The organism is Microbacterium trichothecenolyticum (genome assembly GCF_000956465.1).
GTDB classification, from domain to species: domain Bacteria; phylum Actinomycetota; class Actinomycetes; order Actinomycetales; family Microbacteriaceae; genus Microbacterium; species Microbacterium trichothecenolyticum.
Window position 1 is genome coordinate 21,885 of sequence record NZ_JYJA01000027.1, and the last position, 25,364, is coordinate 47,248.

The 25,364-nt window shown below is 71.0% G+C and carries 25 protein-coding genes; 5 read left to right on the forward strand and 20 right to left on the reverse strand.

Annotated features, from left to right (window positions below):
* Positions 1-69 precede the first annotated feature (69 nt).
* From RS82_RS04485 to infC, 6 genes are all read right to left on the reverse strand, one after another.
* Entirely contained in the window at positions 70-987 is a 918-nt protein-coding gene (locus RS82_RS04485; protein ID WP_045297242.1) for a glutamate ABC transporter substrate-binding protein, read from the reverse strand.
* A 115-nt stretch (positions 988-1,102) separates the two neighbouring features.
* Entirely contained in the window at positions 1,103-1,918 is an 816-nt protein-coding gene (locus RS82_RS04490; protein WP_245619512.1) for an amino acid ABC transporter ATP-binding protein, read from the reverse strand.
* A 76-nt stretch (positions 1,919-1,994) separates the two neighbouring features.
* The gene (locus RS82_RS04495) at positions 1,995-2,795 is read right to left on the reverse strand and encodes a TrmH family RNA methyltransferase (RefSeq protein ID WP_045297243.1); all 801 of its coding nucleotides are present in this window, start codon (positions 2,793-2,795) and stop codon (positions 1,995-1,997) included.
* A gap of 178 nt (positions 2,796-2,973) precedes the next feature.
* The gene (rplT, locus tag RS82_RS04500; protein ID WP_045297244.1) at positions 2,974-3,357 is read right to left on the reverse strand and encodes a 50S ribosomal protein L20; all 384 of its coding nucleotides are present in this window, start codon (positions 3,355-3,357) and stop codon (positions 2,974-2,976) included.
* A 32-nt stretch (positions 3,358-3,389) separates the two neighbouring features.
* Positions 3,390-3,584, reverse strand: a complete 195-nt coding sequence (gene rpmI / locus RS82_RS04505; protein ID WP_045297246.1) for a 50S ribosomal protein L35 — start codon at positions 3,582-3,584, stop codon at positions 3,390-3,392.
* A 71-nt stretch (positions 3,585-3,655) separates the two neighbouring features.
* Positions 3,656-4,321: a translation initiation factor IF-3 gene (gene infC / locus RS82_RS04510; protein ID WP_084695456.1), complete on the reverse strand. Its 666-nt coding sequence runs from the start codon at positions 4,319-4,321 to the stop codon at positions 3,656-3,658.
* Between the two features lie 287 nt (positions 4,322-4,608).
* On the opposite strand from infC, the gene RS82_RS04515 reads away from it, so the two are divergent.
* Entirely contained in the window at positions 4,609-5,025 is a 417-nt protein-coding gene (locus RS82_RS04515) for a DUF1844 domain-containing protein (protein ID WP_396653168.1), read from the forward strand.
* 30 nt (positions 5,026-5,055) lie between these two features.
* On the opposite strand, the gene RS82_RS04520 is transcribed toward RS82_RS04515, so the two are convergent.
* The 7 genes from RS82_RS04520 to RS82_RS04550 all read right to left on the reverse strand — a co-directional run bounded on the left by RS82_RS04520 (position 5,056) and on the right by RS82_RS04550 (position 10,936).
* Complete coding sequence (locus RS82_RS04520; protein ID WP_045297247.1) at positions 5,056-6,453, reverse strand: pyridoxal phosphate-dependent decarboxylase family protein; 1,398 nt, start codon at positions 6,451-6,453, stop codon at positions 5,056-5,058.
* A 61-nt stretch (positions 6,454-6,514) separates the two neighbouring features.
* Positions 6,515-7,297, reverse strand: a complete 783-nt coding sequence (locus tag RS82_RS04525) for an SseB family protein (protein ID WP_045297249.1) — start codon at positions 7,295-7,297, stop codon at positions 6,515-6,517.
* Positions 7,281-8,027 (reverse strand): bifunctional 1-(5-phosphoribosyl)-5-((5-phosphoribosylamino)methylideneamino)imidazole-4-carboxamide isomerase/phosphoribosylanthranilate isomerase PriA, encoded by a 747-nt coding sequence (priA, locus tag RS82_RS04530; RefSeq protein WP_045297251.1) that lies wholly within the window; start codon positions 8,025-8,027, stop codon positions 7,281-7,283. Before priA ends, RS82_RS04525 begins: the two co-directional genes overlap by 17 nt.
* 72 nt (positions 8,028-8,099) lie before the next feature.
* Positions 8,100-8,771 carry an imidazole glycerol phosphate synthase subunit HisH gene (gene hisH / locus RS82_RS04535; protein ID WP_045297253.1) on the reverse strand — a complete coding sequence of 224 codons (672 nt, stop codon included), beginning with the start codon at positions 8,769-8,771 and terminating at the stop codon, positions 8,100-8,102.
* Complete coding sequence (gene hisB / locus RS82_RS04540) at positions 8,768-9,376, reverse strand: imidazoleglycerol-phosphate dehydratase HisB (protein WP_045297255.1); 609 nt, start codon at positions 9,374-9,376, stop codon at positions 8,768-8,770. Before hisB ends, hisH begins: the two co-directional genes overlap by 4 nt.
* Entirely contained in the window at positions 9,373-10,458 is a 1,086-nt protein-coding gene (locus tag RS82_RS04545; RefSeq protein ID WP_045297372.1) for a histidinol-phosphate transaminase, read from the reverse strand. Before RS82_RS04545 ends, hisB begins: the two co-directional genes overlap by 4 nt.
* Positions 10,459-10,525: 67 nt before the next feature.
* On the reverse strand, positions 10,526-10,936 hold the full coding sequence (locus tag RS82_RS04550) for a LysM peptidoglycan-binding domain-containing protein (protein ID WP_084695457.1): 411 nt from the start codon (positions 10,934-10,936) through the stop codon (positions 10,526-10,528).
* A gap of 261 nt (positions 10,937-11,197) precedes the next feature.
* Between RS82_RS04550 and lexA the strand changes: the two genes are divergently transcribed.
* Positions 11,198-11,878 carry a transcriptional repressor LexA gene (gene lexA / locus RS82_RS04555; RefSeq protein WP_045297256.1) on the forward strand — a complete coding sequence of 227 codons (681 nt, stop codon included), beginning with the start codon at positions 11,198-11,200 and terminating at the stop codon, positions 11,876-11,878.
* Positions 11,879-11,992: 114 nt separating this feature from the next.
* Positions 11,993-13,501, forward strand: a complete 1,509-nt coding sequence (locus RS82_RS04560) for a hypothetical protein (protein WP_052676694.1) — start codon at positions 11,993-11,995, stop codon at positions 13,499-13,501.
* Here the strand turns inward: RS82_RS04560 and metE are convergent.
* A complete protein-coding gene (metE, locus tag RS82_RS04565; protein ID WP_045297257.1) occupies positions 13,498-15,828 on the reverse strand; it encodes a 5-methyltetrahydropteroyltriglutamate--homocysteine S-methyltransferase in 2,331 nt (776 codons plus the stop codon). The two genes, RS82_RS04560 and metE, sit on opposite strands and share 4 nt — an antisense overlap.
* Positions 15,829-15,924: 96 nt before the next feature.
* Positions 15,925-16,887 (reverse strand): methylenetetrahydrofolate reductase, encoded by a 963-nt coding sequence (locus RS82_RS04570; protein WP_045297258.1) that lies wholly within the window; start codon positions 16,885-16,887, stop codon positions 15,925-15,927.
* A 274-nt stretch (positions 16,888-17,161) separates the two neighbouring features.
* On the opposite strand from RS82_RS04570, the gene RS82_RS04575 reads away from it, so the two are divergent.
* Positions 17,162-19,102, forward strand: a complete 1,941-nt coding sequence (locus tag RS82_RS04575; RefSeq protein WP_045297261.1) for an alpha/beta hydrolase family protein — start codon at positions 17,162-17,164, stop codon at positions 19,100-19,102.
* A gap of 24 nt (positions 19,103-19,126) precedes the next feature.
* Here RS82_RS04575 and hflX read toward each other — a convergent pair whose 3' ends face one another.
* On the reverse strand, positions 19,127-20,644 hold the full coding sequence (hflX, locus tag RS82_RS04580; protein ID WP_045297263.1) for a GTPase HflX: 1,518 nt from the start codon (positions 20,642-20,644) through the stop codon (positions 19,127-19,129).
* A gap of 160 nt (positions 20,645-20,804) precedes the next feature.
* Between hflX and RS82_RS04585 the strand changes: the two genes are divergently transcribed.
* Positions 20,805-21,461, forward strand: coding sequence for a class I SAM-dependent methyltransferase (locus tag RS82_RS04585; protein WP_045297264.1), 657 nt, complete (start codon positions 20,805-20,807; stop codon positions 21,459-21,461).
* Between the two features lie 6 nt (positions 21,462-21,467).
* Here the strand turns inward: RS82_RS04585 and dapF are convergent, their stop codons facing one another.
* The 4 genes from dapF to miaB are packed head-to-tail and all read right to left on the reverse strand — an operon-like array spanning position 21,468 to position 25,321.
* Entirely contained in the window at positions 21,468-22,340 is an 873-nt protein-coding gene (dapF, locus tag RS82_RS04590) for a diaminopimelate epimerase (RefSeq protein WP_045297265.1), read from the reverse strand.
* A 44-nt stretch (positions 22,341-22,384) separates the two neighbouring features.
* Positions 22,385-22,807: a GNAT family acetyltransferase gene (locus RS82_RS04595; RefSeq protein WP_045297376.1), complete on the reverse strand. Its 423-nt coding sequence runs from the start codon at positions 22,805-22,807 to the stop codon at positions 22,385-22,387.
* Positions 22,804-23,721, reverse strand: coding sequence for a tRNA (adenosine(37)-N6)-dimethylallyltransferase MiaA (miaA, locus tag RS82_RS04600; protein ID WP_045297378.1), 918 nt, complete (start codon positions 23,719-23,721; stop codon positions 22,804-22,806). Before miaA ends, RS82_RS04595 begins: the two co-directional genes overlap by 4 nt.
* A gap of 34 nt (positions 23,722-23,755) precedes the next feature.
* Positions 23,756-25,321, reverse strand: coding sequence for a tRNA (N6-isopentenyl adenosine(37)-C2)-methylthiotransferase MiaB (gene miaB, locus RS82_RS04605; protein ID WP_045297266.1), 1,566 nt, complete (start codon positions 25,319-25,321; stop codon positions 23,756-23,758).
* Positions 25,322-25,364: the final 43 nt, after the last annotated feature.

A 25,364-nucleotide genomic window follows, 5' to 3' on the forward strand; every position in this document is an offset into this window, starting at 1 on the left:
TCCTCGTCCACACCGCCGCGGCAACCGACCTGCCGTGGCGGCGCCGGGACGGCGCCGCCACGGATCGGGTCAGCTGACCGGGTCGACCTCCGGCTGCTCACCCTCGACGCCCGAAGCGCCGAGGTTGTTGTCGAAGATCTGCTGCCAGATGTCGCCGCCGTCGGTGAACATCGTGTTGATGTACTCCTGCAGCGCCGTGTCGCCCTTGGCGAGACCCACGCCGTAGCGCTCCTCGCTGAAGACGTCACCGACCACCTTGAGGTTGTCAGGATCCTGTGCGGCGTAGCCGATGAGGATCGCCTCGTCGGTGGTCACCGCGTCGACCTGCCCGTTCTTCAGGTCCTCGACGCAAGCGGAGTAGGTGTCGTACTCCTTCGTCTGCGCCGTGCCCATGTCCTTGATCCGCTGGATCGAGGTGGAGCCGGTCGCGGAGCAGACCACCATGTCGGACGTGAGTGATTCGGGCCCGTCGATGGTGTCGTTGTCGGCGGCGACCAGCAGGCCCTGGCCGGTCACGAAGTACGGACCGGCGAAGGAGATCTGCTCCTTGCGCTTGTCGGTGATCGAGTACGTGCCGACGTAGTAGTCGATGTCGCCGTTCACGATCGCCTGCTCCCGGTTCGCCGACGGGATCGCCTGGAACTCGATCTGGTCCTCGTCGAACCCGAGCGATGCCGCGATCCAGCGCGCGATGTCGATGTCGAAACCGGTCCGCTCACCAGTGGTGGGGTCGAGGTAGCCGAGACCGGGCTGGTCCTCCTTGACGCCGACCTTGACGCTGCCGCGCTCGGTCATCGCGTCGAAGGTCGGGCTTCCCTCGATCGTGACGTCGGTGGCCACGGTCCAGGGCGTCGACGAGGTCTCCTCGCCACCGCCTGCCGCTGATTCCGACGGGGCCGCCCCCGGCGTGCCGCTGTTGCACGCGGTGAGGGCGAGAAGGGCGGCGGCGGCGAGGCCGACGCCCGCGATCAACTTCGTCTTGCGCATGTGTTCCTCCTGTTGCATGTGTTTCCACGGGTTCCGTATGTTCCGACGTCGGGTTCGTGCGGTTCGAAGTCTGAGATGTGTGCTCGTGTCGTCCTTTCGACGGCTGCAGCGAGGGTCAGTGCGTGAGCAGCTTCGAGAGGAAGTCCTTCGCGCGCGAGCTCTGCGGATTCGTGAAGAACTCCTCCGGGGTCGACTCCTCGACGATCTGACCGTCTGCCATGAAGACGACGCGATCCGCGGCCTTGCGGGCGAAGCCCATCTCATGCGTGACGACGATCATCGTCATGCCGTCCTGGGCGAGGCCGACCATGACGTCCAGCACCTCGTTGATCATCTCCGGGTCGAGCGCACTGGTCGGCTCGTCGAACAGCATCACCTTGGGCTGCATCGCCAGGGCGCGCGCGATGGCGACGCGCTGCTGCTGACCGCCCGACAGCTGGGCGGGGAGCTTGGATGCCTGGTGCCCCACCCCTACCCGGTCCAGCAGCTGCTTGGCCACGGCCTCGGCTTCCGCCTTCTTCATCTTCTTGACCTTGATGGGCCCCAGGGTGACGTTCTCGAGGATCGTCAGGTGCGAGAACAGGTTGAAGGACTGGAAGACCATCCCGACGTCGGCACGCAGCTCCGCGAGGGACTTCCCCTCCTTCGGGAGTTCCTTGCCATCGATGCTGATCGTGCCGCTCGTGATGGTCTCGAGTCGGTTGATCGTGCGGCACAGCGTCGACTTGCCGGAGCCTGACGGACCGATCACGACGACGACCTCACCGCGGTTGACGGTGAGGTCGATGTCTTTCAGCGCCTGGAAATCGCCGTAGTGCTTCTGAACGTTCGAGATCTGGACGAGGGGGTCACCGCGGCGGACCGAGATGTTGCTCGTCGGATTCGCCTGCGCGGCCGGCGGTTGCGCCTGCGCACTGTCATCGGGCGTCATAGCCACACCATAGAGCCGCGCTCCGACACGATGCCAGGGCCTTGCCCGCGTCTTAACCGTGTTGTAACAGGACGCCTCAGCGTGCCGCGCGCTGCGCGAAGGCGGTCTCGTACAGGCAGACGCTGGCCGCGGTGGCCAGGTTCAGCGATTCGGCCGCGCCGTAGATCGGCAGCCGCAGCGAGAGGTCGGCGAGCGCAAGAGCGTCGTCCTCGAGTCCGCGCGCCTCGTTGCCGAAGAGCCATGCCGTCGGCTCCGCGAGCACGTCGCGCGACGCGAGGAAGTCCCCTCCCCCGACATCGGCGGCGATCACGCGGACGCCTGCCTCGTGCGCCTTTGCGACGGCGGTCGCGAGATCGACCCCGACCGCGACCGGCACGTGGAAGAGGGACCCGGTCGTCGCACGAACGACCTTGGGGTTGTACGGGTCGACGGTGCGTCCGGTGAGCACGACGGCGTCCGCACCGGCCGCGTCGGCCGCACGGATGATCGTGCCGAGGTTGCCGGGGTCGCGCACCTCTTCGCAGATCGCGACGAGACGTGGAGAGGAGGCGAAGACGTCGCGCAGGGACGTCGGCGACTGACGTGCGACCGCGACGATGCCCTGCGGCGTCACGGTGTCGGCCATCGCGTCGAGCACCGCCTCGGTGGTGTAGACGATCTCGAGTCCGGCGTCCTGCGCGGCGTCGCGCACGTCGGTGTGCTTCTCGAGCGCGGTGGGCGTGGCGAAGATCTCCACGAGGGTGTCGGGTCGGTACGCCAGCGCCTCGCGGGCGGCCTGCGGACCCTCCAGCAGGAACAGGCCGGTCTCCTGACGGGCGCTGCGCTTCGTCAGCTTCGCGACGGCGCGGACACGCGGAGAGCGAGGGTTCTCGAGCACGGCTCTCAGTCTAGAGTCGCGCCTGGGCCCACGCGCCCAGAGGCTCCGGACGACGCGCCAGCGGCGTCTGGAGAGGGCGTGGGGATGCGTCTCCGGCATGCGATTCTCGCCGCAGGGCATGCGAAAAGGGGCGCCCTCCGCGAGGAGGACGCCCCTTTCGAGACAACGGATGCCGTGGTCAGGCGCTCTTGGGAGCGTTGACGTTCTCGGGCAGCGCCTTCTTGGCGGTCTGGACGAGCGACGCGAACGTCTTCGGCTCGTTCACCGCGAGCTCGGCGAGCATGCGGCGGTCCACCTGCACACCCGCGAGGCCGAGACCCTGGATGAAGCGGTTGTACGTGATGCCGTTCTGACGCGCGGCGGCGTTGATGCGCTGGATCCACAGGCGGCGGAAGTCGCCCTTGCGCTTGCGACGGTCGCGGTACGCGTAGACGAGCGAGTGGGTGACCTGCTCCTTCGCCTTGCGGTACAGGCGCGAACGCTGGCCACGGTAACCCGAGGCGCGCTCGAGGATGACGCGACGCTTCTTGTGGGCGTTGACGGCCCGCTTGACTCTAGCCATTTCTTGATGTTCCTAACTTGCGTCGGCGCGCGTCAGCGGCCGAGGAGCTTCTTCGCGACCTTGGCGTCGCCCGGGGCGAGGACCTGCTCCTGCGACAGGCGGCGGGTACGGCGGCTGGGCTTGCCCTCGAAGTTGTGGCGAAGGTTCGCCTGCTGCTTCATGAGCTTCCCGCTGCCGGTGACCTTGAAGCGCTTCTTGGCGCCCGAGTGGGTCTTCTGCTTCGGCATCTCTTCTTCCTTCGTTTCACTTCCCGCCCAGGCGGGAGTCGGTATCCCGCGGTGCGGGAGTCTGTGGGGCCTTACTCGGCCGGGGCTGCCTCGGGGGCGGCGGCCGGGGCGTCGGCCTCAGGGGCCTCGGCCGGAGCGCCGGCCTGCGTCGCACCGCCGCTGCGGGCGGAGCGGGCAGCTTCCTTGTTCGCGGCGCGCTGAGCGTTCTGCTCGGTCTTCACCTCGGACTTGTTCTTGTGCGGTGCGACGACCATCACCATGTTGCGGCCGTCGATCGTGGGGTTCGATTCGACCGTGCCGAACTCGGCCACGTCCTCCGCGAACTTGCGGAGCAGACGCACGCCCTGCTCAGGACGCGACTGCTCACGACCGCGGAACAGGATCATCGCCTTGACCTTGTCGCCGGACTGGAGGAAGCCCTCGGCGCGCTTGAGCTTGGTGATGTAGTCGTGGGCCTCGATCTTCAGACGGAACCGGACCTCCTTGAGGACGGTGTTCGCCTGATTGCGACGCGCTTCCTTGGCCTTCTGCGCAGCCTCGTACTTGAACTTGCCGTAGTCCATGATCTTGACCACGGGCGGCTTCGAGTTCGGGGCCACCTCGACGAGATCGAGGTCGGCCTCCTGGGCCAGGCGCAGCGCCACCTCGATGCGGACGACGCCGACCTGCTCACCCGCGGGTCCGACGAGGCGGACCTCGGGGACGCGGATGCGGTCGTTGGTGCGGGGATCGCTGATGCGGAACTCCTTGGGTATATGGGCTGGACCACCGCGACACGCAGTCGTATCGCGGGCGGAGGAAGATCCACTCCACCCGTCAGACGCTTCGAGCGCCGACTTCCTGCACCCTCTCCGGTGACGGAGTTCCCGCCCGGTCGCCCTGACGGCTACCCCGGCCGCGGAACGGTCGGGGCGGAGTGCATGACCCGGTAGCCTGGAACGGCAAGCGCGGGTGGGATGTGATCCACTTTCCGATCCGGTACAGAACGCACCGGAGACCGCAGCAGTCTATCAGAGAGAACGGCGTGGACACGATTCGAGACCAGGACGGCGATCCGACGAGCGCGACGGCAGTGGATGCTGAGCGCCAGGCGCGCTGGGAGGAGCAGGAGCGGGCGGCCGCCTCCGCCTCGCGCGACATCGCCGATGTGCCGGCCGTCGAGGTCATCACGACGGCCGCTGTGCACCTGATGAGCGCCGCCGCCGTGAAGGTGGGACTGGCGGACGACCCCGAGACGCAGACCGACCTCGACGAGGCCCGCAAGCTCATCAACGCTCTGGCGGGGCTCATCACCGCCGGCGCGCCCGAGATCAGCGACATGCACGCTCGGTCGCTCCGCGACGGCCTGCGCTCGGTGCAGCTCGCGTTCCGCGAGGCCTCGGTCATCCCCGACCCGATCGGCAAGGGCCCTGGCGAGAAGTGGACCGGCCCGGTCACGTGATCCGGTCGCGCTGACTTCCGCGACGCCCGCTCATCGCTCTCCGATGCCGAGCGCGGCCGCGCCTCGGGCCACGACGTCGACCGTTCGCCGGACGGCTTCCGCATCCGTCCCGTGATTGCTCACCGCGAAGCGCACCACCGTGCGGCCGCGCCACGTGGACGACGAGGCCCAGACCGTCCCCTCGGCTCGCAGCCAGTCCCCCAGCGCCGCGGTCGCCCCGTCATCGGGGGCTGCGAGGCAGACCTGGGTGAACGGCACGTCGTTCAGCACCTCGAGCCCGGGGATCCCGGCGAAGCCGGCGGCGAGGGCGGTGGCGGCATCCGTCAGCCCGTCGACCAGACGGGCGACCCCCTGACGGCCGAGCGAGCGCAGAGCCGCCCAGACGGGGACCCCCCGCGCACGGCGTGACAGCTCCGGCGTGCGATCGTACGGATCGGAGATGCTCTCCACGCTCGGCAGATACGCCGCGTGCGCCCCCAGAGCCGCCGTCATCGCCGGCTCGTCGCGCACGATCGCGACACCGCAGTCGTAGGGCACATTGAGGGTCTTGTGCGCGTCGGTCGCCCACGAGTCGGCGTCGGCCATCCCGCGCACGAGATGCTGCAGCCGGGGACTCGCCGCAGCCCACAGTCCGAAGGCGCCGTCGACGTGCACCCACGCGCCTGCGCGGTGCGCGACGGCGACGGCAGCGGCGAAGTCGTCGAACGCGCCGGAGTGCACGTCGCCGGCCTGCAGCGCGACGATCGCCGGTCCTGTCGCCGCGCCGAGCGCCCGCTCGAGGCCCGCGACGTCGATGCGTCCCTGATCGTCCGCGCCGACGGTCCTCGGGGCCCCGAGCCCCGCGAGGCGGCCGGCGAGCACCATCGACGTGTGCACCGCGTCGCCGGCGAGGAATCGGAGGGCGGGCCCGGCCTGGATCCCCGCCGCCGGATCCGCGCCCGCCCGTCGCAGCACCGCGTCGCGCGCTGCGACCAGGCAGGAGAAGTTCGCCATCGTGCCACCCGTCACGAAGCCGACCCCGCTCTCCGCGGGCAGCCCCAGCAGGTCGAGGAGCCAGGTCGCTGCGACCTCCTCGACGGCCGCCGTCGCCGGAGTGGGTTGACGGGAGCCGGTGTTCTGGTCCCACGCGGTCACCAGCCAGTCCGCCGCGAGCGCAGCGGGGTATGTGCCGCCGATCACGAAGCCGTAGAAGCGCGGCGATCCCATCGCCATGAGACCATCCGCGGATGCCGCCGCCAGTTCCTCGACCACCGCGACGGGATCCCTCCCCTCCTCCGGGAGGACTCCGTCCAACCGGGCACGCACGCCGTCGACGTCGACCTCGGGGCGGATCGGACGATCCGCGAGCGTGTCCAGCCACCCGGCCGCGTGCCTGTGGGCGACCTCGAGCGCCTGCCGATACTGCTCCGTCACCGCGCCGTCGCCCATAGGAGCCCCCTTCGCCGAGCCGATCCTCCGCCGCGCGGTCGCCCGTGCGCAAGGGGTGGGCTCAGGCGCGGACGAGCTTGACGGTGAGCGAGTCGACGAGGACGGCGATGCGGTCGTCGGCCGCCCAGCGCTTCGCGAGGCGCGCGAGCACCGCGTCGAGCTCGGCCTTCTCGAGTCCGTCCATCAGGTGCAGGCGCACCACGAGCTCGGGGCCGCGCAGCCGCGCGTCGGGGTCGCCGGCCTCGACGGCCAGGTCGATGACCGACAGCTCGCCGCCGATGCTCTCGTGGAGACCCGCCACCACTTCCGGCGACAGGAAGCTCGGCTCCCACGGCAGGCCCTGGCCGATCGCCCACACGGCGGGGCGCCGGATGACGAACTCGGTCTCGGACGCCGGGTCGACCACGATGAGGTCGGTGTCGTCGGCCGCAGCCGACAGGGCGGTGCGGACGCCGTCGGCCGGAACCGGCCGGGCCGCAGCATCCCATCGCCTCATGGCATCGACCGACGTGAACACCGGGAGCACGCGGCGGCCGTCCGGAGCGGCCACCGTGACGATGGAGAGCTCCTGCGTCTTGTCGACCTCGAGGCCGTGCGCCCCGATGCCGTGGTCGCCCTTCTCGGCGACCAGCGGGATCAGCAGGCGCGCGGCACGGTAGGCGTCGACGACCTCCCGCTGGCCGCCGGTGCCCGCGCGGAACGCGGTGAGCGCGCCCAGCAGCGCCGGATCGGCGGAGCCGTCGTCGGAGGCGTGCGGGTTCGCCTGGAAGCTGCGCCCCTCCCACGGCACGCCGGCGGAGTCGCCGCCGTGCGCGTGTCCGTGAGGGTCAGTGTCCGGCGACATCCAGCGCCTCGGCGAGCGTGAAGGCGCCGGCATACAGGGCCTTGCCCACGATCGCGCCCTCGACGCCGAGCGGGACGAGGTCGCGCAGCGCCGCGATGTCGTCGAGGCTCGACACGCCGCCCGAGGCGACGATCGGCTTCGGGGTGCGCGTGGTCAGCTCGCGCAGGAGGTCGAGGTTCGGCCCCTTGAGGGTGCCGTCCTTGGTGACGTCGGTCACGACGTAGCGGCTGCAGCCTGCCGCCTCGAGGCGGTCGAGCACGGTCCACAGGTCACCGCCCTCACGCGTCCAGCCGCGCGCGGCGAGCGTCGTGCCGCGCACGTCCAGGCCCACGGCGATCGCGTCGCCGTAGCGGCCGATCACGTCGGCGGCCCACTCCGGGTTCTCGAGCGCGGCGGTGCCGAGGTTGATGCGCGACGCGCCGCTCTCGAGGGCGGCCTCGAGCGTGCGGTCGTCGCGGATGCCGCCTGAGAGCTCCACCTGCACGCCGCGGACCTGCTTGATGACCTTGCGGAGCACGCCGGCGTTGCTGCCACGACCGAAGGCTGCGTCGAGGTCCACGAGGTGGATCCACTCCGCACCCTGCCGCGCGAAGTCGAGGGCTGCGTCGACGGGGTCGCCGTAGCTGGTCTCGGTGCCGGCCTCGCCCTGCGTCAGGCGGACGGCCTTGCCGTCGGCGACATCGACAGCGGGCAGGAGGACGAGCTTGGGTGTGGACGCGAAATCGTTCATGGATCCTGACTCAGACGTGGGGAAGCTGTGGGGCGGATCGCGGAAGCACGCGCTCCCGCAGACGGCACGGTCTCAGAGGGTAGCCCCGCCGAGGCCGTCGATCCAATTCGTGAGGAGACGGATGCCGGCATCCCCGGACTTCTCCGGGTGGAACTGCGTGGCCGACAGCGGCCCGTTCTCGACCGCGGCGAGGAACGGCGTGCCGTACTCGCACCACGTCAGGACGGGCTCGGGGAACGGCGGCTGGACGTCGAGCAGCCACTTCTGCGCGCCGAACGAGTGGACGAAATAGAACCGCTCCTGCTCGATGCCGCGGAAGAGGCGCGAGCCCTCACCGGGCTCGACGGTGTTCCAGCCCATGTGGGGCAGTACGGGGGCGTCGAGCTCGGTCACGACGCCCGGCCACTCCCCCATGCCCTCGGTGTCGACGCCGCGCTCCACTCCGCGCTCGAAGAAGATCTGCATGCCGACGCACACGCCGAGCACCGGACGGCCCCCGGCGAGGCGGCGCTCGATGAGCTCGTCGCCGCGGCTGGCGCGGAGCGCCTCGGCCACCGCGCGAAATGCGCCGACACCGGGAACGAAGAGTCCGTCCGCGTCCATGATGAAGCCGCGATCGGAGGTCAGACGCGCGTCGGCGCCCGCCGCGACCAGGGCCTTGACCGCGGAGTGCACGTTGCCCGACCCGTAGTCGAGGACGGCGACGAGCGGCTTCTCCCGCTCGGCGGGAGTGCTTGCGGTCACAGGGCGCCCTTCGTGCTCGGGACGCCATCGACGAGCGGGTCGAGCGCCTTCGCCTGACGGAACGCCCGCGCGAACGCCTTGTACTCCGCCTCGGCGATGTGGTGCGGATCACGCCCCGACAGCACGCGCACGTGCACGGTCAGCGCCGCGTTGAAAGCGATGGCCTCGAAGGTGTGCCGCACGAGCGATCCGGTGAAGTGGCCGCCGATGAGGTGGTGCTCGAAGCCTGCGGGCTCGCCGGTGTGCACCAGGTAGGGGCGGCCGCTGATGTCGACCACCGCCTGCGCGAGCGCCTCGTCGAGCGGCACGAGCGCGTCGCCGTAGCGCGAGATGCCCGACTTGTCGCCGAGCGCCTCGCGGATGGCCTGGCCGAGCACGATCGAGATGTCCTCCACGGTGTGATGGGCGTCGATGTCGGTGTCGCCCGACGCCCGGACCGTGAGGTCGGTGAGCGAGTGCTTCGCGAACGCCGTCAGGAGGTGGTCGAAGAACGGCACCGTGGTGTCGATGCGGCTGCGGCCGGTGCCGTCGAGATCGAGCTCGAGCTCGACCGTCGACTCGCTCGTCGCCCGGCGCAGCGAGGCGGTACGTGGTGCGGCGCTCATGCCGCCGATCCTACCGAGGCGAGGGCGTCGAGGAATGCGGTGGTCTCATCCGCGGTGCCCGCGGTGACCCGCAGGTGAGACGGGATGCCGACGTCGCGGATGAGCACACCCTCGTCGTACAGGGCCTGCCAGGTGGCCGCCGGATCGGCGACGCCCCCGAACAGCACGAAGTTCGTCCACGACTCGTGGGGCGTGTAGCCGAGCGCCTCGACCGTGGCCGAGATGCGGTCGCGCTGAGCGACGATCTCGTCGACCATGCCCAGCATGACGGGGGCGTGGCGCAGCGCGGCCGACGCCGCCGCCTGGGTCAGCGCACTGAGGTGATAGGGCAGGCGCACGAGGCGCAGCGCGTCGATGAGGGCGGGATCCGCGGCCAGGTAGCCCACGCGCGCCCCGGCGAACGCGAATGCCTTGCTCATGGTGCGCGACACGACGAGGCGCTCGCGCCCCGACAGCAGCGTCAGCGCCGAGCGCTCGTCGTGCGGGGCGAATTCGAAGTACGCCTCGTCGACGATGACGATTCCGTCGCTCGCCTCGTACACGGCTTCGACGACGTCCAGGCCAAGAGGTGTGCCCGTCGGGTTGTTCGGCGAGCACAGGAAGATCACGTCGGGCGAGGCGTCCGCGATCTGGGACGCCGCGTCTTCGGCGTCGATCGTGTAGTCGGCCGAGCGGGTGCCCGAGATCCATTCCGCGCCGGTGCCGCGCGTGAGCAGCGGGTACATCGAGTACGTGGGCGTGAACCCGAAGGCGGTGCGCCCCGGGCCTGCGAACGCCTGCAGGATGTGCTGCAGTACCTCGTTCGAGCCGTTCGCAGCCCAGATCTGGTCGCGGGTGAGACCGTGACCCAGATAGCCGGCGAAGCCCTCGCGCAGGGCGGTGAACTCGCGGTCGGGGTAGCGGTTGACGTCGCGCAGTGCGAGTGCGATCGAGTCGAGGATGTCGTCCGCGACCTCGGCGGGAACCGGGTGCGTGTTCTCGTTGACGTTCAGGGCGACCGGAAGCGGCGCCTGCGGGGCGCCGTAGGGCTTCTGCCCGCGGAGATCGGCGCGTATGGGGAGGTCTTCGAGACGTGCACTCACCCATCCCATGGTAGGCCCGCCCGTCGGCACGTCGTCGCCGCGTGACGCCGCGCGACGCACCGCTGGATCAGCGGCCGTACGCCGCCGGGATCGCGAGACGCTGGCCTGCCTGGACGAGGACGGTGTCGAGCGCGTTCAGCCGCACGAGCTCGTCGACGACGTCGCGCGGGTCGCGGTCGGGGGCGACCTCTTCGGCGATCGTCCACAGCGATTCGCCGGGCGCGACCGTGACCGTGGTGAACGATCCCGCGGGGGCACCCGCGTCGCGCGACGCGAGCGCCACGCCGCCGCCGAGCACCGCCACGCTCAGGGCGATCACCGCCGGAAGGGCGGCCAGCACGGCGAGCACGCGACGACCGCGCACCGTCAACCGCAGACGCGTGGATCGCCCGGCGACGGCGCGCGTGGCGCGCTGGGCTGCGGCGCCGGCTGCCCGGGCCGGCGACGGGACGGTCGTCGTGAAGTCGATCGCGGTCATGCTCGTCTCCTCCTGATGGGGAGAGATTCGCATTCTCCACTCGGCCGGGAGTGGGGAATGCGAACCTCTCTTCCGAAGCTATCTTCGAGTCTGTACGATGTCAATACCGGATTCCGACGTCGATCTCTCGAACGCGACACGCGGGGAGGTTGCCACCTCATCGCGTGCGATCCGGATACGGTTTCGATACGAGAACCCCACCACGGGCCTCCGACATTCGAAGAAACAGCGCTCGGGCCGAGCGCAGGACGGAGCCGGAAGATGAGCGACGCGGCCGGGCGAGAGAAGCCCCAGACCCGCCGGCGCAAGAGCCTGAGCGACAAGCAGCTCGCGATCCTCGAAGTGATCCAGCGCTCGATCGCCCGTCACGGCTACCCGCCCAGCATGCGCGAGATCGGCGATGCCGTCGGCCTCAAGTCGCTGTCGAGCGTCACGCACCAGCTCAACCAGCTCGAGCTGAGCGGCTACCTGCGGCGCGATGCCGGGAAGACCCGCGCCATGGAGGTCCTCATCGACCTGCCCGGCACCGCCACCGAGAGCCCCGCCGACGCGGCGCCGTCGGTCGGCGACGCCGCGCTCGTTCCGTTGGTCGGACGCATCGCCGCGGGCGTTCCCATCACGGCCGAACAGCAGGTGGAGGAGATCTTCCCGCTCCCGCGCCAGCTCGTCGGCAAGGGCGACCTCTTCATGCTCAAGGTCTCCGGCGAGTCGATGATCGACGCCGCGATCTGCGACGGCGACTGGGTCGTGGTGCGATCGCAGGCCACCGCCGACAACGGCGACATCGTCGCGGCGATGCTCGACGGCGAGGCGACCGTGAAGACGTTCCGCCAGCGCGACGGCCACACCTGGCTCCTCCCCCGCAACTCCGCGTTCGAGCCGATCCTGGGCGACGACGCCACCGTGCTCGGCAAGGTCGTCGCGGTGCTGCGCGCGGTCTGAATCCGTTGATCGAGCGCAGCCGTGCCGATCTCGTAGACCTTCGTTCAGGCACAGTTCGACACCAACTCGTGAGGCGGGTGGCGGTGGATCACGGCCAAGCGCTATAAGGGGGGAATGACCGACGTCACCGCCGCGGACGATTCCGCCGCGCTCCGCGCCCGCCTCGACGCCCTCGAGGCCGAGAACGCCCGACTGCGCGCCGGATCGCCGCCGCCGGCAGCTCCTTCCGAGAGGGCGCACGGCAACCGCTGGCGGGCCTTCCTGTCGGCGCTGTGCATCGTCATCGCGACGATCCTGGTGCCGGTCTCGATCGTCGCGGCATGGGCGCGGGTCGAACTGGTCGACGAGACCCGGTTCGTGGAGACCTTCGCCCCGCTCGCCGAAGATCCGCAGGTGCAGGCACTCGTGGCCGACCAGGTCACCACGGCGATCGAGGACTCGCTCGACCTCGAGGGCCTGACGAACGACCTGTTCGACGGCATCCAGCAGCTCGATCTGCCGCCGCGGGCTCTCGCCGCTCTCGATCTGCTGCGGGCACCCGCCGCCCAAGGTCTGCAGAACCTCGTCGACACCACGGTGACGCGTCTGGTGCAGTCCGACGCGTTCGCCGATGTGTGGGAGACGGCGCTGCGAGCCAGTCACAAGTCGCTGGCGGCCGTCGCCGCCGGGGGCACCTCCGGCGGCGCCGTGGTGATCAGCGACACCGGCGAGGTGGGCATCCAGCTCGGCCCGATCATCGAGGAGGTCAAGAAGCGCCTCGTAGATCGCGGCATCACCTTCGCCGAGTCCATCCCGGTCATCGACAAGACCATCGTCGTCGCGCAGAGCGACGCCCTCACGGTGGTCGGCACCGTCTACAACCTCGCCGTCGCCGCCGGCTGGTGGACCCCGATCATCGCGCTCGTGCTCTTCCTGGCGGGCATCCTGATCGCGCGGCGGCGCTCCACCGCCGTCCTCGGCAGCGGGGTCGGGATCGCCGTCGGTGCGGGGATCCTTGCGATCGCGCTGGGCATCGGGGGTTCGGTGCTTGCGCTCAGCGCGCCGAACCTCGGCGTACCCGCAGGTGCCCTCGCGTCGATGTACGAGCAGATCACCGCCGCGATGCGCGATACGGCGATCGTGCTCACGCTGCTGGGCGTCGTGATCGCCGTGATCGCGTGGATGTCCGGTCGCTGGCGTGGTGCCACGGCGGCACGCAGCGGTGTCGCCTCGGTGAATGCGGGGCTGCGGGGGGCCGCGTTGAAGCGCGGCATCGACACCGGCCGCTTCGGGACGTGGCTCTACGCGCAGCGGATCCTCGTGCGCATCGTGCTGGGAGGCCTGGCGATCCTCTGGCTCATGCTTCTTCGGCCGCTCAGCGTGAGCGAGGTGTTCCTCGTGCTGATCGTGTGGCTCATCGTCTGGTGGGTCTTCGAGCTGCTGCAGCGTCGCCCCGACGAGGCTCTGGCCGCCGCCGCGGACCTCGAGATCGATGTCGCCGAAGCCGATGTCGTCGACGAAGAGGCGGGCGATGCGGAGACCGCCGTCCTGGAGCCGCTGAACGACACCGAGGTCATCCCGGACGCGACGGATGCCGCGACCGACGTGGCCGCGGCATCCGGGTCGAAGAAGAAGGGCTCCTAGGCCGGCACGCTCGCCCGCACCGCCTCGGTCGCCTCGACGAGGTTCTTCAGCGATGCGACCGTCTCGTCGTACCCGCGCGTCTTCAGCCCGCAGTCGGGGTTGACCCAGACGCGGCGCAGCGGGAGTTCGGCGACCGCACGGCCGAGGAGATCGGCGATCTCGCCGACGGACGGCACGCGGGGCGAGTGGATGTCGTAGACGCCCGGGCCGATGCCGGCCGTGAAGCCCGACGCCCGGATGTCGCCGATCACCTCGCCGCGGCTGCGGGCGGCCTCGATCGAGGTCACGTCGGCGTCGAGCGCCGCGATCGCGTCGATGACCACGTCGAACTCCGAGTAGCAGAGGTGGGTGTGCACCTGGGTCGCCTGCGCGGCACCCGCGGTCGCGAGGCGGAACGAGCCGACCGACCACTCGAGGTAGGCCGGCTGGTCCGCCGCCTTGAGCGGGAGGAGCTCCCGCAGCGCCGGCTCGTCGACCTGGATGACACGGATGCCCGCGCCCTCGAGGTCGGCGATCTCATCCCGCAGCGCCAGCGCCACCTGGTTCGCGGTCTCGCCGAGCGGCTGATCGTCGCGCACGAACGACCACGCCAGGATCGTCACCGGCCCCGTGAGCATCCCCTTCATGGGCTTGTCGGTGAGCGACTGGGCGAAAGTCGACCACGCGACGGTGATGGGCGCCGGTCGCGCCACGTCGCCCCACAGGATCGACGGCCGCGTCGCGCGCGAACCGTACGACTGCACCCAGCCGTTCTCTGTCACTGCGAAGCCGTCGAGGTTCTCGGCGAAGTACTGCACCATGTCGTTGCGCTCGGCCTCGCCGTGCACGAGGACGTCGAGGCCGATGTCCTCCTGGAGCGTGACGACGCGCGCGATCTCGTCGCGCAGGAATCGCTGGTACTCGTCGGCACTGAGCTCGCCGCGGCCGTGGCGAGCACGCGCCCGGCGGATGTCGCCGGTCTGCGGGAACGACCCGATCGTGGTGGTGGGCAGCACCGGAAGCGCGAGCTCGGCATCCTGCGCCGCGACGCGGGCGTCGTAGTCGCCGCGTTCGAAGTCCCCGGAGTCCAGCACCGCGGCCCGCGCGCGCACCGCGCCGTCGCGCACGCCGGGTGCGGTGCGACGGTCCGCGAGGGCGGCGGATGCCTCGGCCAGCGGCTCGGCGATGGCCTCCCGCCCGTCGACCAGACCGGTGGCGAGCGCCACCACTTGCGCGACCTTCTGGTCGGCGAACGCGAGCCACGACGCGAGCCGCTCATCGAGCGCGGACTCGTCGGCGACGTCGTGGGGCACGTGCTGGAGCGAGGTCGAGGTGCCCGCGCTGATCTCCGAGGCGCCCACGGCGCTCAGCACCTGCAGGCGCTCCCACGCGGCGTCGAGGTCACCGCGCCAGACATTCCGTCCGTCGACGACTCCGCCCACGAGAGTCTTGCGGTCCAGGCCCGGCACGGCCTCGGGCACCGCGCCGCGGGTGAGGTCGATGGCGAGGGCTTCGATCGGCGCCGCCGCGAGAGCCGTCCAGGCCTCCGGCGACAACTGCGCATAACCTGCCGCGACGAGGATCGCGGGCCGGTCCCCGCGAACCCCCAGCGCGGCATAGGCGCGGGCCGCGGCGTCCGCCAGCACGGCCGGGTCCGCGGGCAGGCTCTCGCTCACCAGCGCGGGCTCGTCCAGCTGCACCCATTCGGCGCCCGCGGCGCGAAGGGCGGACAGCAGCTCGGCGTACACCGGCAGCAGGTCGTCGAGGCGGCTGAGCGGGTCGAAGCCCCGGGGGGAGGAATACGTCGCCTTCGCGAGCGCGAGGAGGGTCACCGGGCCCACGATCACCGGTCGGACGGTGAAGCCGTCCGCCTTTGCCTCCGCCACCTGCCGCGCGAACCGGTCGCTCGAGAGGGAGAAGACCGTCTCGGGGCCGATCTCGGGAACGAGGTAGTGGTAGTTCGTGTCGAACCACTTGGTCATCTCGAGGGGAGCATCGTCGCCCGCCCCGCGCGCGGCGGTGAAGTACGCGTCGAGGCCGATGGCGCCGTCGGCATCGCGCAGCGCGGCGAACCGCTCGGGCAGCGCCCCGACGGTCACCGCCGCGTCGTGCACCTGGTCGTAGAACGAGAAGGACTCGGGGATCGACGAGTCGTCGCGGCCGAGGCCGAGCGCCGCGAGGCGCTCCCGCGTCGCGCGGCGCAGGGCGGCCGCCGTCTGCTCCAGGGTCACGGCGTCGGCGGTGCCGGCCCAGTACGCCTCGACTGCGCGCTTGAGCTCGCGGCGGCGCCCGATCCGGGGATAGCCCAGGATCGTGCCGTGGGGGAAGGTGCTGCGAGGTTCGGTCATCGTGCTCTCTCTTTCGCTTCGTTCATCTCGGAGTGGGGGGCTTTCGGGGTCGCCGAAGAGACCCGTCGGGCATCCGACGGATCGCGGCGTCCGGGGTCAGCGGACGGCGTCGGGCATTCGCGTGGCGGGGTCGAGCACCCCGGCTTCGCTCAGCACGTCCAGCACCGTCTCGTGGTTGTTGAACGCGTACAGGTGGACGCCGGGGGCGCCCCCGTCCACGACCTCGCGAGCGAGTCGCGCGGCGTGCGCGACGCCGACCTCGCGCTGGCCTTCGACGGTGGGCTCGATGTCGAGCGCGACGGCGAGGTCCGCCGGCAGCTGCTCGCCTGTCAGCTCGAGCACCCGGCGCAGCCGTGTGGGCGAGGTGATCGGCATGATGCCGGGGAGTATCGGGATCGTGACACCGGCTTCGCGCGATCGCTGCACGAACGCCAGATAGTCGTCAGCGTGGAAGAACAGCTGGGTGATCGCGAGCGTTGCGCCGGCCGCCTGCTTCGCGAGCAGCGCGTCGATGTCTTCGAACGGATGCCTCGACCGCGGGTGGCCGTTCGGAAACGCCGCCACGGCGATGTCGACGCGAGGGCGCTCCGCCAGCCGGACCGCACCCGGCACGCCGGGGATGGGCGTTTCGCTGTAGGGCTCACGCTCCGCCTGCACGCGGTCGATGAGCTGCACGAGCTGCGCCGCGCTGTCGAGATCGCCGAGGAAGACGTCGTCCTCCGATACGCCTGCCGGCGGATCGCCTCGGAGTGCGAGGAAGCTCGTGATCCCGGCATCCAGGAATTCCCGGATCAGCGCGTTCGCGCCGGCGTAGGTGTTTCCGACACACGTGAGGTGCGCGAGCGGGTCGACGTGGGTCTCGCGCAGGATGTGGGTGAGCAGCTCGAGCGAACGACCGCCGGTGGAGCCGCCCGCTCCGTAGGTCACCGAGATGAACCGCGGGTCGACTGACGCCAGGTGGCGGATCGTCTCGTGGAGGGCGGCGACGCCCGCGTCGGAGCGCGGCGGGTACACCTCGAAGGAGATCGGCACGGGAGGAGTGCTCAGGTCGATCGACATGGCCTGCTTCTCAGGGATCGGCGGACAGGGCTGAGCCGTACGGGAAGGCCCGATCGGCCGCGGCACCTCCACCCGCCGGGACGGCGGAAGGGGTGTCATTCGCGGGCGGGTGCCGGGCTCGGCTGTCGCTCCTGCCCGGGCCCCGAGGTTCGGGGCGTCCGTGAGGACGACCGGGCGACGATTCGTCCACGGTAGCGGAGCGCACCGCCGTGGTGCCGCCTGTGACGTTCTGTTTCGATCGCGGCTCCGGCCGGCTTCGTCGTACCGTGGTGTCGTGACGACACCGGACGTGCGCCCCTACGGCAGCTGGCCCTCCCCCATCTCCGCCGCGGAGGTCTCCGCGGCCTCACCGCGTCTGGAGGGTGCGCGCTTCGTCGGTGCGGATGAGCCGGACGTGTGGTGGGGCGAGTCCGTGCCCGAAGAGGGCGGCCGCTCCGCGGTGCGCCGGAGGGCGGCATCCGGAGCCGTCGTCGATGTGCTCCCCGCGCCGTGGAGCGCCAGATCGCGCGTGCACGAGTACGGCGGCGGCTCATGGACGGCCGACGACGAAGGTGTGCTGTACTTCGTCGAGAAGACCGACCAGCGCGTCTGGCGGCTCGACCCGGGCGCTGAGCCGCGCCCGCTCACGCCCGAGGGCGGCGACGTCCGCTTCGGCGGCCTGACGCTGCAGCACGGCCGCCTGCTCGCCGTGCGCGAGGATCACACCCGCGGCACCGCGGTCCCGGCTCGCGACATCGTGGACATCCCCCGGGACGGAGGGGGCGTGGGTTCAGCTGCACGCCTGGCATCGCTCGCGAGCGGCAGCGACTTCGTCGCCCACCCCGCGCTGTCGCCCGACGGCTCGCGTCTCGCCTGGATCGCGTGGAACCACCCCCACATGGCCTGGGATCGCGCAGAGCTGCGCGTCGGCCGACTCGTCGGCGGGGACGGTCCGGAATGGACCACGGTCGCCGGCGGCGGCTCCTCGCCGCTGCAGCCCGAGTGGGTGGACGACGACGACCTCGTCTACGCCGACGACCCGACGGGCCGCTGGAACCTGTGGCGGCTGCGGCTCACGGCCGACCTCCACCACGAGCCGGTCGCGGCTGTCGACGCCGACACCGGCGGTCCGCTGTGGGTGCTCGGCACGCGGTGGTTCACGCTGCTCGCCGACGGGCGCATCGCCGCGGTCGAGGCGAACGGGGCGGAGGAGCTCGTCGTTCTCGGTGCCGCCGGCGAGCGGCGCGCGCTGCCCGTCGACGCGGTGACGCGTCTGTCGATCGAGGACGCCCGCGGCACCCGCGTGCTGCTCTCGGGCGCAGGCTCCGGCGGCGCCGGGCTGTGGGAGGTCCGCGTCGACGATCCCGCGGCGACACGGCTCATCGTCGGCGGTACCTCACCGTGGGGAGCCGAGTGGATGCCGCGCTCCCGCCCGATCACCGTGCCCGGGCCGCACGGGCCGGTGCACGCCTTCGACTACCCGCCGACGAACCCGGGGGTCGTGGCGCCCGATGACGAGCGAGCGCCGTACGTCGTGTTCGTGCACGGCGGTCCGACGGATCACGTGGGCGGCGCGGCATCCGGGAAGATCGCGTACTTGACCAGCCGGGGAATCGGCGTGCTCGACGTCAACTACGGCGGCTCGAGCGGCTACGGCCGCGCCTATCGCGAGCGCCTGCTCGGGCAGTGGGGCGTGGTCGACGTCGACGACGTCGTGGCCGCGGCCCGCGGACTCGCGGAGGCGGGCTCGGCCGACGGGGGCCGGCTGGCGATCGCGGGCGGCTCGGCGGGCGGCTGGACGGTGCTGTGCGCACTGACGAACTCCGACGCGTTCGGCGCGGGCATCAGCCGTTACGGCGTGGCCGACCTGCGCAAGCTGGCTGAGGACACGCACGACTTCGAAGCCCGCTATCTCGACGGCATGGTCGGGCCGCTTCCCGAGGCGGAGGCGCTGTACGTGGAGCGGTCGCCGCTGTCGCACCTGGATCGACTGCGCACCCCGCTGCTGATCGAGCAGGGCCTCGACGATCGCGTCGTACCGCCGTCGCAGTCCGAGGCCGTGCGCGACGCCCTCGCGGCGAACGGCGTCGCCCATGCGTACCTCGCGTTCGAGGGCGAAGGGCACGGTTTCCGCGGCGCGACGACGCTCGTGCGCACGATGGAGGCCGAACTCGCGTTCCTCGGGCAGGTGTTCGGCTTCGACACGCCGGGAGTGCCGCCGCTCGAGCTCGACTAGCGTCTCGAGCGGCGGCTCGCGGTCTCAGACAGTGAAGGGGGACAGACGCGCGGCGAGGTGCTGGCCCACGCGGGCGTGCACGGCAGTGCCGCCCTCCTCGTGCTCCTGCGAGAGGATCATCCCCTGCTCGTGGATCGCCGACACCAGGTCGCCGCGGTCGTAGGGCACGAGCGCCCGCACCTCGACGGCCGGCAGGGGCAGCGTCTCCTCGATGAGGGCCCGCAGCTCGTCGATCCCCTCGCCCGTGCGAGAGGACGCGAACACCGCCTTCGGCTCGAGTCCACGCAGCAGGAGCCGCGCGTCGTCGTCGATCAGATCGGCTTTGTTGAAGACGATGATCTCGGGGATGTCGCGCGCGCCGACGTCGCCGATCACATCGCGCACCGTCGCCAGCTGTGCGGCCGGGTCGGGGTGCGAGCCGTCGACGACGTGCACGATGACGTCGGCGTCGCCGACCTCTTCGAGGGTCGACCGGAACGCCTCCACCAGCTGGTGGGGCAGGTTGCGCACGAACCCGACCGTGTCGGTGAGCGTGTAGATCCGGCCGTCGCCGGTCTCGGTGCGCCGCACGGTCGCGTCCAGCGTCGCGAACAGGGCATTCTCGACGAGCACGCCCGCGCTGGTGAGGCGGTTCAGCAGCGACGACTTGCCGGCGTTGGTGTACCCGGCGATCGCGACCGACGGGATCGTGTTGCGCTTGCGCTCGGCCCGCTTGGCGTCGCGCGCCGGCGCGAAGTCGCGGATCTGCTTGCGCAGCTGCGCCATGCGCGTGCGGATGCGGCGACGATCGAGCTCGATCTTCGTCTCACCGGGGCCGCGCGAGCCCATGCCCGCGCCGCCCGCGCCCACCTGGCCACCGGCCTGGCGGCTCATCGAGTCACCCCAGCCGCGCAGGCGCGGAAGGAGGTACTCGAGCTGCGCCAGCTCGACCTGGGCCTTGCCCTCGCGGCTCTTCGCGTGCTGGCTGAAGATGTCGAGGATCACCGTCGTGCGGTCGATCACCTTCACCTTGACGACGTCCTCGAGGGCGCGCCGCTGGCTGGGCGCGAGCTCGGTGTCGGCGATCACGGTGTCCGCGCCGACCGACGCGACGATGTCGCGCAGCTCCTCCGCCTTGCCGCGACCCACGTAGGTCGCGGGGTCCGGGTGCGGACGCCGCTGCAGCACGCCGTCGAGCACGACCGCCCCGGCGGTCTCGGCCAGCGCCGAGAGTTCGCGCAGCGAGTTCTCGGCGTCCTCGGTCTCCCCCTGCGGGTGCACGCCGACGAGGACGACGTTCTCGAGGCGCAGCTGCCGGTACTCGACCTCGGTGACGTCTTCGAGTTCTGTGGAGAGCCCGGGGACGCGCCGCAGTGCGGCCCGCTCCTCGCGGTCCCACTGCTCGCCGTCGGTGTCGGCACGCCCGATCGTCGCCTCGTCCTGGAGCGCCTGGGCGGCTCCGAAGACGTGCACCCCCGAGCGCGCTTCGGCGCGCGCCAGCACGCGATCCACCGGGTCGACCGGCGTCTCGTCGGTGCTCTGGGGTGTCGTGGTATCCGTCATGTGTTCCTTCGCTTGTTGCCGTGGATGCCGTTTTCCGCCGTTCATCGGCCGGTTCGCAGCATCCGTGAATTCTAGCTCTGCCCGATGGGGCTTCGCCCCGAACCCCTGGATCGCCGGCGCGCTCCCGTTGTGCGGAGCACCTCCGCTAGGCTCGTCAGCCATGGGGAGCGACCACTACTTCAGTGCGACGCCCGCCAGCCCCGAGAACCTGCGCCGCATCCGGGTCACACTCGCCGGTCGCGATCTCGAGGTCACGACTGCCGGGGGCGTCTTCAGCCCCGATCACGTGGACTCGGGAACCGCGGTGCTGCTGTCGAACACTCCCCCGCCTCCGGCGAGCGGGAACTTCCTCGACCTCGGGTGCGGGTGGGGACCGATCGCGCTCAGCCTCGCGCTCGACGCGCCGCACGCGACGGTATGGGCCGTCGACGTGAACGAGCGAGCGCTCGACCTGGTGCGCCGCAACGCGGCGGCACTCGGGCTCTCCAACGTCAACGCGTCGCTGCCCGATGATGTTCCCGACGACATCCTGTTCCGCACGATCCGGTCGAATCCGCCCATCCGCGTGGGAAAGAACGAGCTGCACGGCCTGCTCGAGCGCTGGCTCCCCCGGCTCGACGACCGCGCGGACGCCTGGCTCGTGGTGCAGCGCAACCTCGGCTCGGACTCGCTCCAGCGATGGCTCGCGGCGACGCTCGACCGCCGCTTCACCGTGCACCGCGCGGCGACCGCTCGCGGCTTCCGCGTGCTCAAGGTGCGCCGCCACGGCTCACCGCCGAGCGAACCGATCGACCTGCCCGAACTGCCCGAGGGCTGAGAGCCGCTACGCGAGCGTGACCTCGCCGGTGTAGACGAGGGTCGCGGGACCCGACAGGAGCACGTGCCGCTCGCCGTCGATCTCCCGCATCCGCACGCCCAGCGTGCCGCCGGGGACGTCGACGACCCAGTGGTCCGGTGCCGCAGGACCGGCCCAGTGCCGCACCGCGAGCGCCGCGGCCGCGACCCCGGTGCCGCAGCTCAGCGTCTCGCCCACACCACGCTCGAACACACGCATGCGGATCGAGCCGACGCCCTCGTGCACGAGCGGGTCGCTCGGCACGACGAACTCGACGTTCGCGCCGTGGGGAGGCTCCGGCTGCAGCAGGGGCTGCGCCGCGAGGTCGAGTCCCTCGAGCTCGGCGTCGTCGGGCAGCGCCACGACGACGTGAGGGTTGCCGACGTCGATCCCGACACCCGGACGAGGAGCGCCCCCGCCGCGCGTGCGCACGAGCACTCCGGACTCGTCGACGACGAACGGGCCGAGGTCGACCTCGTACCCGCGGTCGCTGCGCGTGACGGTCTTGATGCCCGCGCGGGTGCCGACCTTGAGCGGCTCACCGTCGACGTCGGCCCAGCCGACGTCGACGAGGTAGCGCACGAAGACCCGCACGCCGTTGCCGCACATCTCCGCCTTCGAACCATCGGCGTTGCGGTAGTCCATGAACCACTCGGCCCCGGATTCCGCCGCCTGGGCGCCCTCGTCGATCGCTCCCGCGCGCACCACGCGCAGGATGCCGTCGCCGCCGATCCCGAAGCGCCGGTCGCACAGCACCGCGACCTGGTCGTCGCTGAGGTCGAGCGCGCCGTCGGGGTCGGGGACGATCACGAAGTCGTTGCCGGTGCCGTGGCCCTTGGTGAACGCGATCGTCTGCGGCATCGCACCAGTCTACGGGCGGGATCCGGGCCCCGGCCCGGCCCGGCTCAGTCGGCGATGAGACGCTTGCCGGTGTTCCACGTCTCGAACGGCTCGTAGCCGAGCGAGTCGTAGAACCCCCGCGCGATCCCGTTCTCGGGCCGCACCATGAGCTGCACCTTCGGGCAGCCCATCTCGGTCAGAAGCTCCTCGGCTTCGGCGACCAGTTTGCGTGCGATGCCCTCGCCGCGCCGGTCCGGCGCGCTCGCGAGGTAGTAGAGCCAGCCCCGGTGGCCGTCGTAGCCGGCCATGACCGTGCCGACGATCGCTCGGTCGTCGACGGCGACGAGGAACAGCTCCGGCTGCACGGAGAGCTTGCGGCGGATGTCCTGGTACGGGTTGTTCCACGGCCGCGTGAGCCCCGCCTGCTGCCACAGCGAGACGACCGCCTCGGTGTCGGGGAGATCGAAGGCCCGGATCGCGATGCTCATGACCACGAGTCTGCCAGGGCCGCAGCATCCGTTCCCGGATCCACCCACCGGAGATCGTCGTAGCGCTTGAACCACGAGACCTGGCGCCGGGCGTAGCGGCGCGTCAGCGCTTGCGTCTCGGCGATCGCTTCGGCCTCGGTCATCTCGCCTGTCAGTTGAGCCAGCGCCTGCGCGTAGCCGATGGCACGGCGCGCCGTCACGCCGCGTTCGAGGCCCTGCGCACGCAGCGCCCGCACTTCGTCGAGGAGCCCGTCTCGCCACATCGCCTCCACGCGCGCGTCGAGGCGGACCACGAGCTCGTCGCGGGGCACGGCGACGCCGATGATGCGGGTGTCGGGATACCAGAGGACGGGCGCGTCGGGCAGCATCGCGCCGTGGGTGCGCTCACCGAGCTCGAGCACCTCGAGCGCGCGCACGATGCGGCGGCCGTTGCGCGGATCGACCTTGGCCGCCGTCGCGGGATCCAGCTCGCGCAGGCGCCCGTAGAGGGCTCCGGGGCCGTGCGCGTCCAGCTCCGCCTCGAGGCGCGCGCGGAGCTCCTCATCGCGCGGCGGGAAGCGGAAGTCGAAGAGCACGCTCGACACGTACAACCCGGAACCGCCGACCAGCACGGCGTCGGCGCCGCGACCATGGACCTCGCGGATCGCCGTGCGCGCAGCATCCTGATACCAGGCGACCGCGGCGTCGTCGGTGACGTCGAGCACGTCGAAGAGGTGATGACGGATGCCTCGCCGCTCGGCTGCGGGGAGCTTCGCGGTGCCGATATCCATGCCGCGATAGAGCTGCATCGCGTCGGCGTTCACGATCTCTGCCGGGCGGTCGCCGGCCGCGAGCGCTGCGGCGAGCTCGAGAGACAGCGCGGTCTTGCCCGTCCCCGTCGCACCGACGACGGCCCACAGGCGCGGCGGCGTCACTGCGGCGTCGTCGGCCGGGGTGTTCACGGAGGGGTCAGACGCCGATGCGCAGCGTCGGCAGGCCCAGCGAGACCGCGCGCGGTGCGCCTGCTGAGCCTGTCGAAGCGCCACCGGCTGGTGCGGGGATGCCGCACGACTCCGCCTGCGAGCGGTCCCACGCGTCGCCGGAGCGCGTACGACGGATGCGCAGCGGCGCGCCATCGACCCCGTCGGCGAGCAGGTGGAACGGCGCGGCGTGCGTCACCACGACCGAGACGACGTCGCCGGGGCGCGGGGTCTCGGAGCCCTCGGGCACCTCGAAGTGGACGAGCCGGTTGTCTTCGGCGCGGCCCGTGAGGCGGTGGGTCTCGGCGTCCTTCTTGCCTTCGCCGGTCGAGACGAGCACCTGCAGCTCGCGACCGAGCTGCTTCTCGTTCTCTTCGCGCGAGATGCGCTCCTGCAGGGCGGCGAGCCGCTCGTAGCGCGCCTGCACGATCTCCTTGGGCACCTGGTCGGGCATGGTCGCCGCCGGGGTGCCTTCGCGGATCGAGTACTGGAACGTGAAGGCGCTCGCGAATCGCGCCTGCTCGACGACGCGCATCGTGTCTTCGAAGTCCTCGTCGGTCTCGCCCGGGAACCCGACGATGATGTCGGTCGTGATCGCCGCGTCGGGCATCTTCTCGCGGACACGGTCGAGGATGCCGAGGAACCGATCGCTGCGGTACGACCGGCGCATCGCCTTGAGGATGCGATCGCTGCCCGACTGCAGCGGCATGTGGAGCTGCGGCATGACGGCCGGGGTCTCGGCCATCGCGTCGATGACGTCGTCGGTGAACGCGGCCGGATGCGGGCTCGTGAAGCGGATGCGCTCGAGCCCCTCGATCTCACCCGCGGCGCGCAGCAGCTTGCCGAACGCCTGGCGGTCGCCGAACTCGACGCCGTACGAGTTGACGTTCTGGCCGAGGAGGGTGACCTCCATCGCGCCGTCGTCGACGAGGAGGCGGATCTCGTTCAGGATGTCACCGGGGCGGCGGTCCTTCTCCTTGCCGCGCAGGCTCGGCACGATGCAGAACGTGCACGTGTTGTTGCAGCCGACCGAGATCGACACCCAACCGCTGTAGACGCTGTCGCGCTTGGTGGGCAGCGTCGACGGGAAGATCTCGAGCGACTCGAGGATCTCTAGTTCGGCCTCGCCGTTGTGGCGCGCACGCTCGAGCAGGCTCGGCAGCGATCCCATGTTGTGGGTGCCGAAGACGACGTCGACCCACGGCGCCTTCTGCTGCACGACATCCTTGTCCATCTGCGCGAGGCAGCCGCCGACGGCGATCTGCATGCCCTCGTGCTTGTCTTTGCGGGACTTGAGGTGACCGAGCGTGCCGTACAGCTTGCCGGCGGCGTTGTCGCGCACGGCGCACGTGTTGATGACGACGACATCGGCCTCTTCGCCCGCCTCGGCGCGGACGTAGCCGGCGCTCTCGAGCGAACCGGAGAGGCGCTCCGAGTCGTGCACGTTCATCTGGCAGCCGAACGTGCGCACCTCATAGGTGCGCGCACGCCCGTCGACATCGTGCGCAGCCTGGGAGGGCGCGATCAGAGTCGGGGTGGCGGAAGGGGAAGACATGATCCCGCCATTCTACGAGCCGTCCGCATGCGCGGAGGCTGGC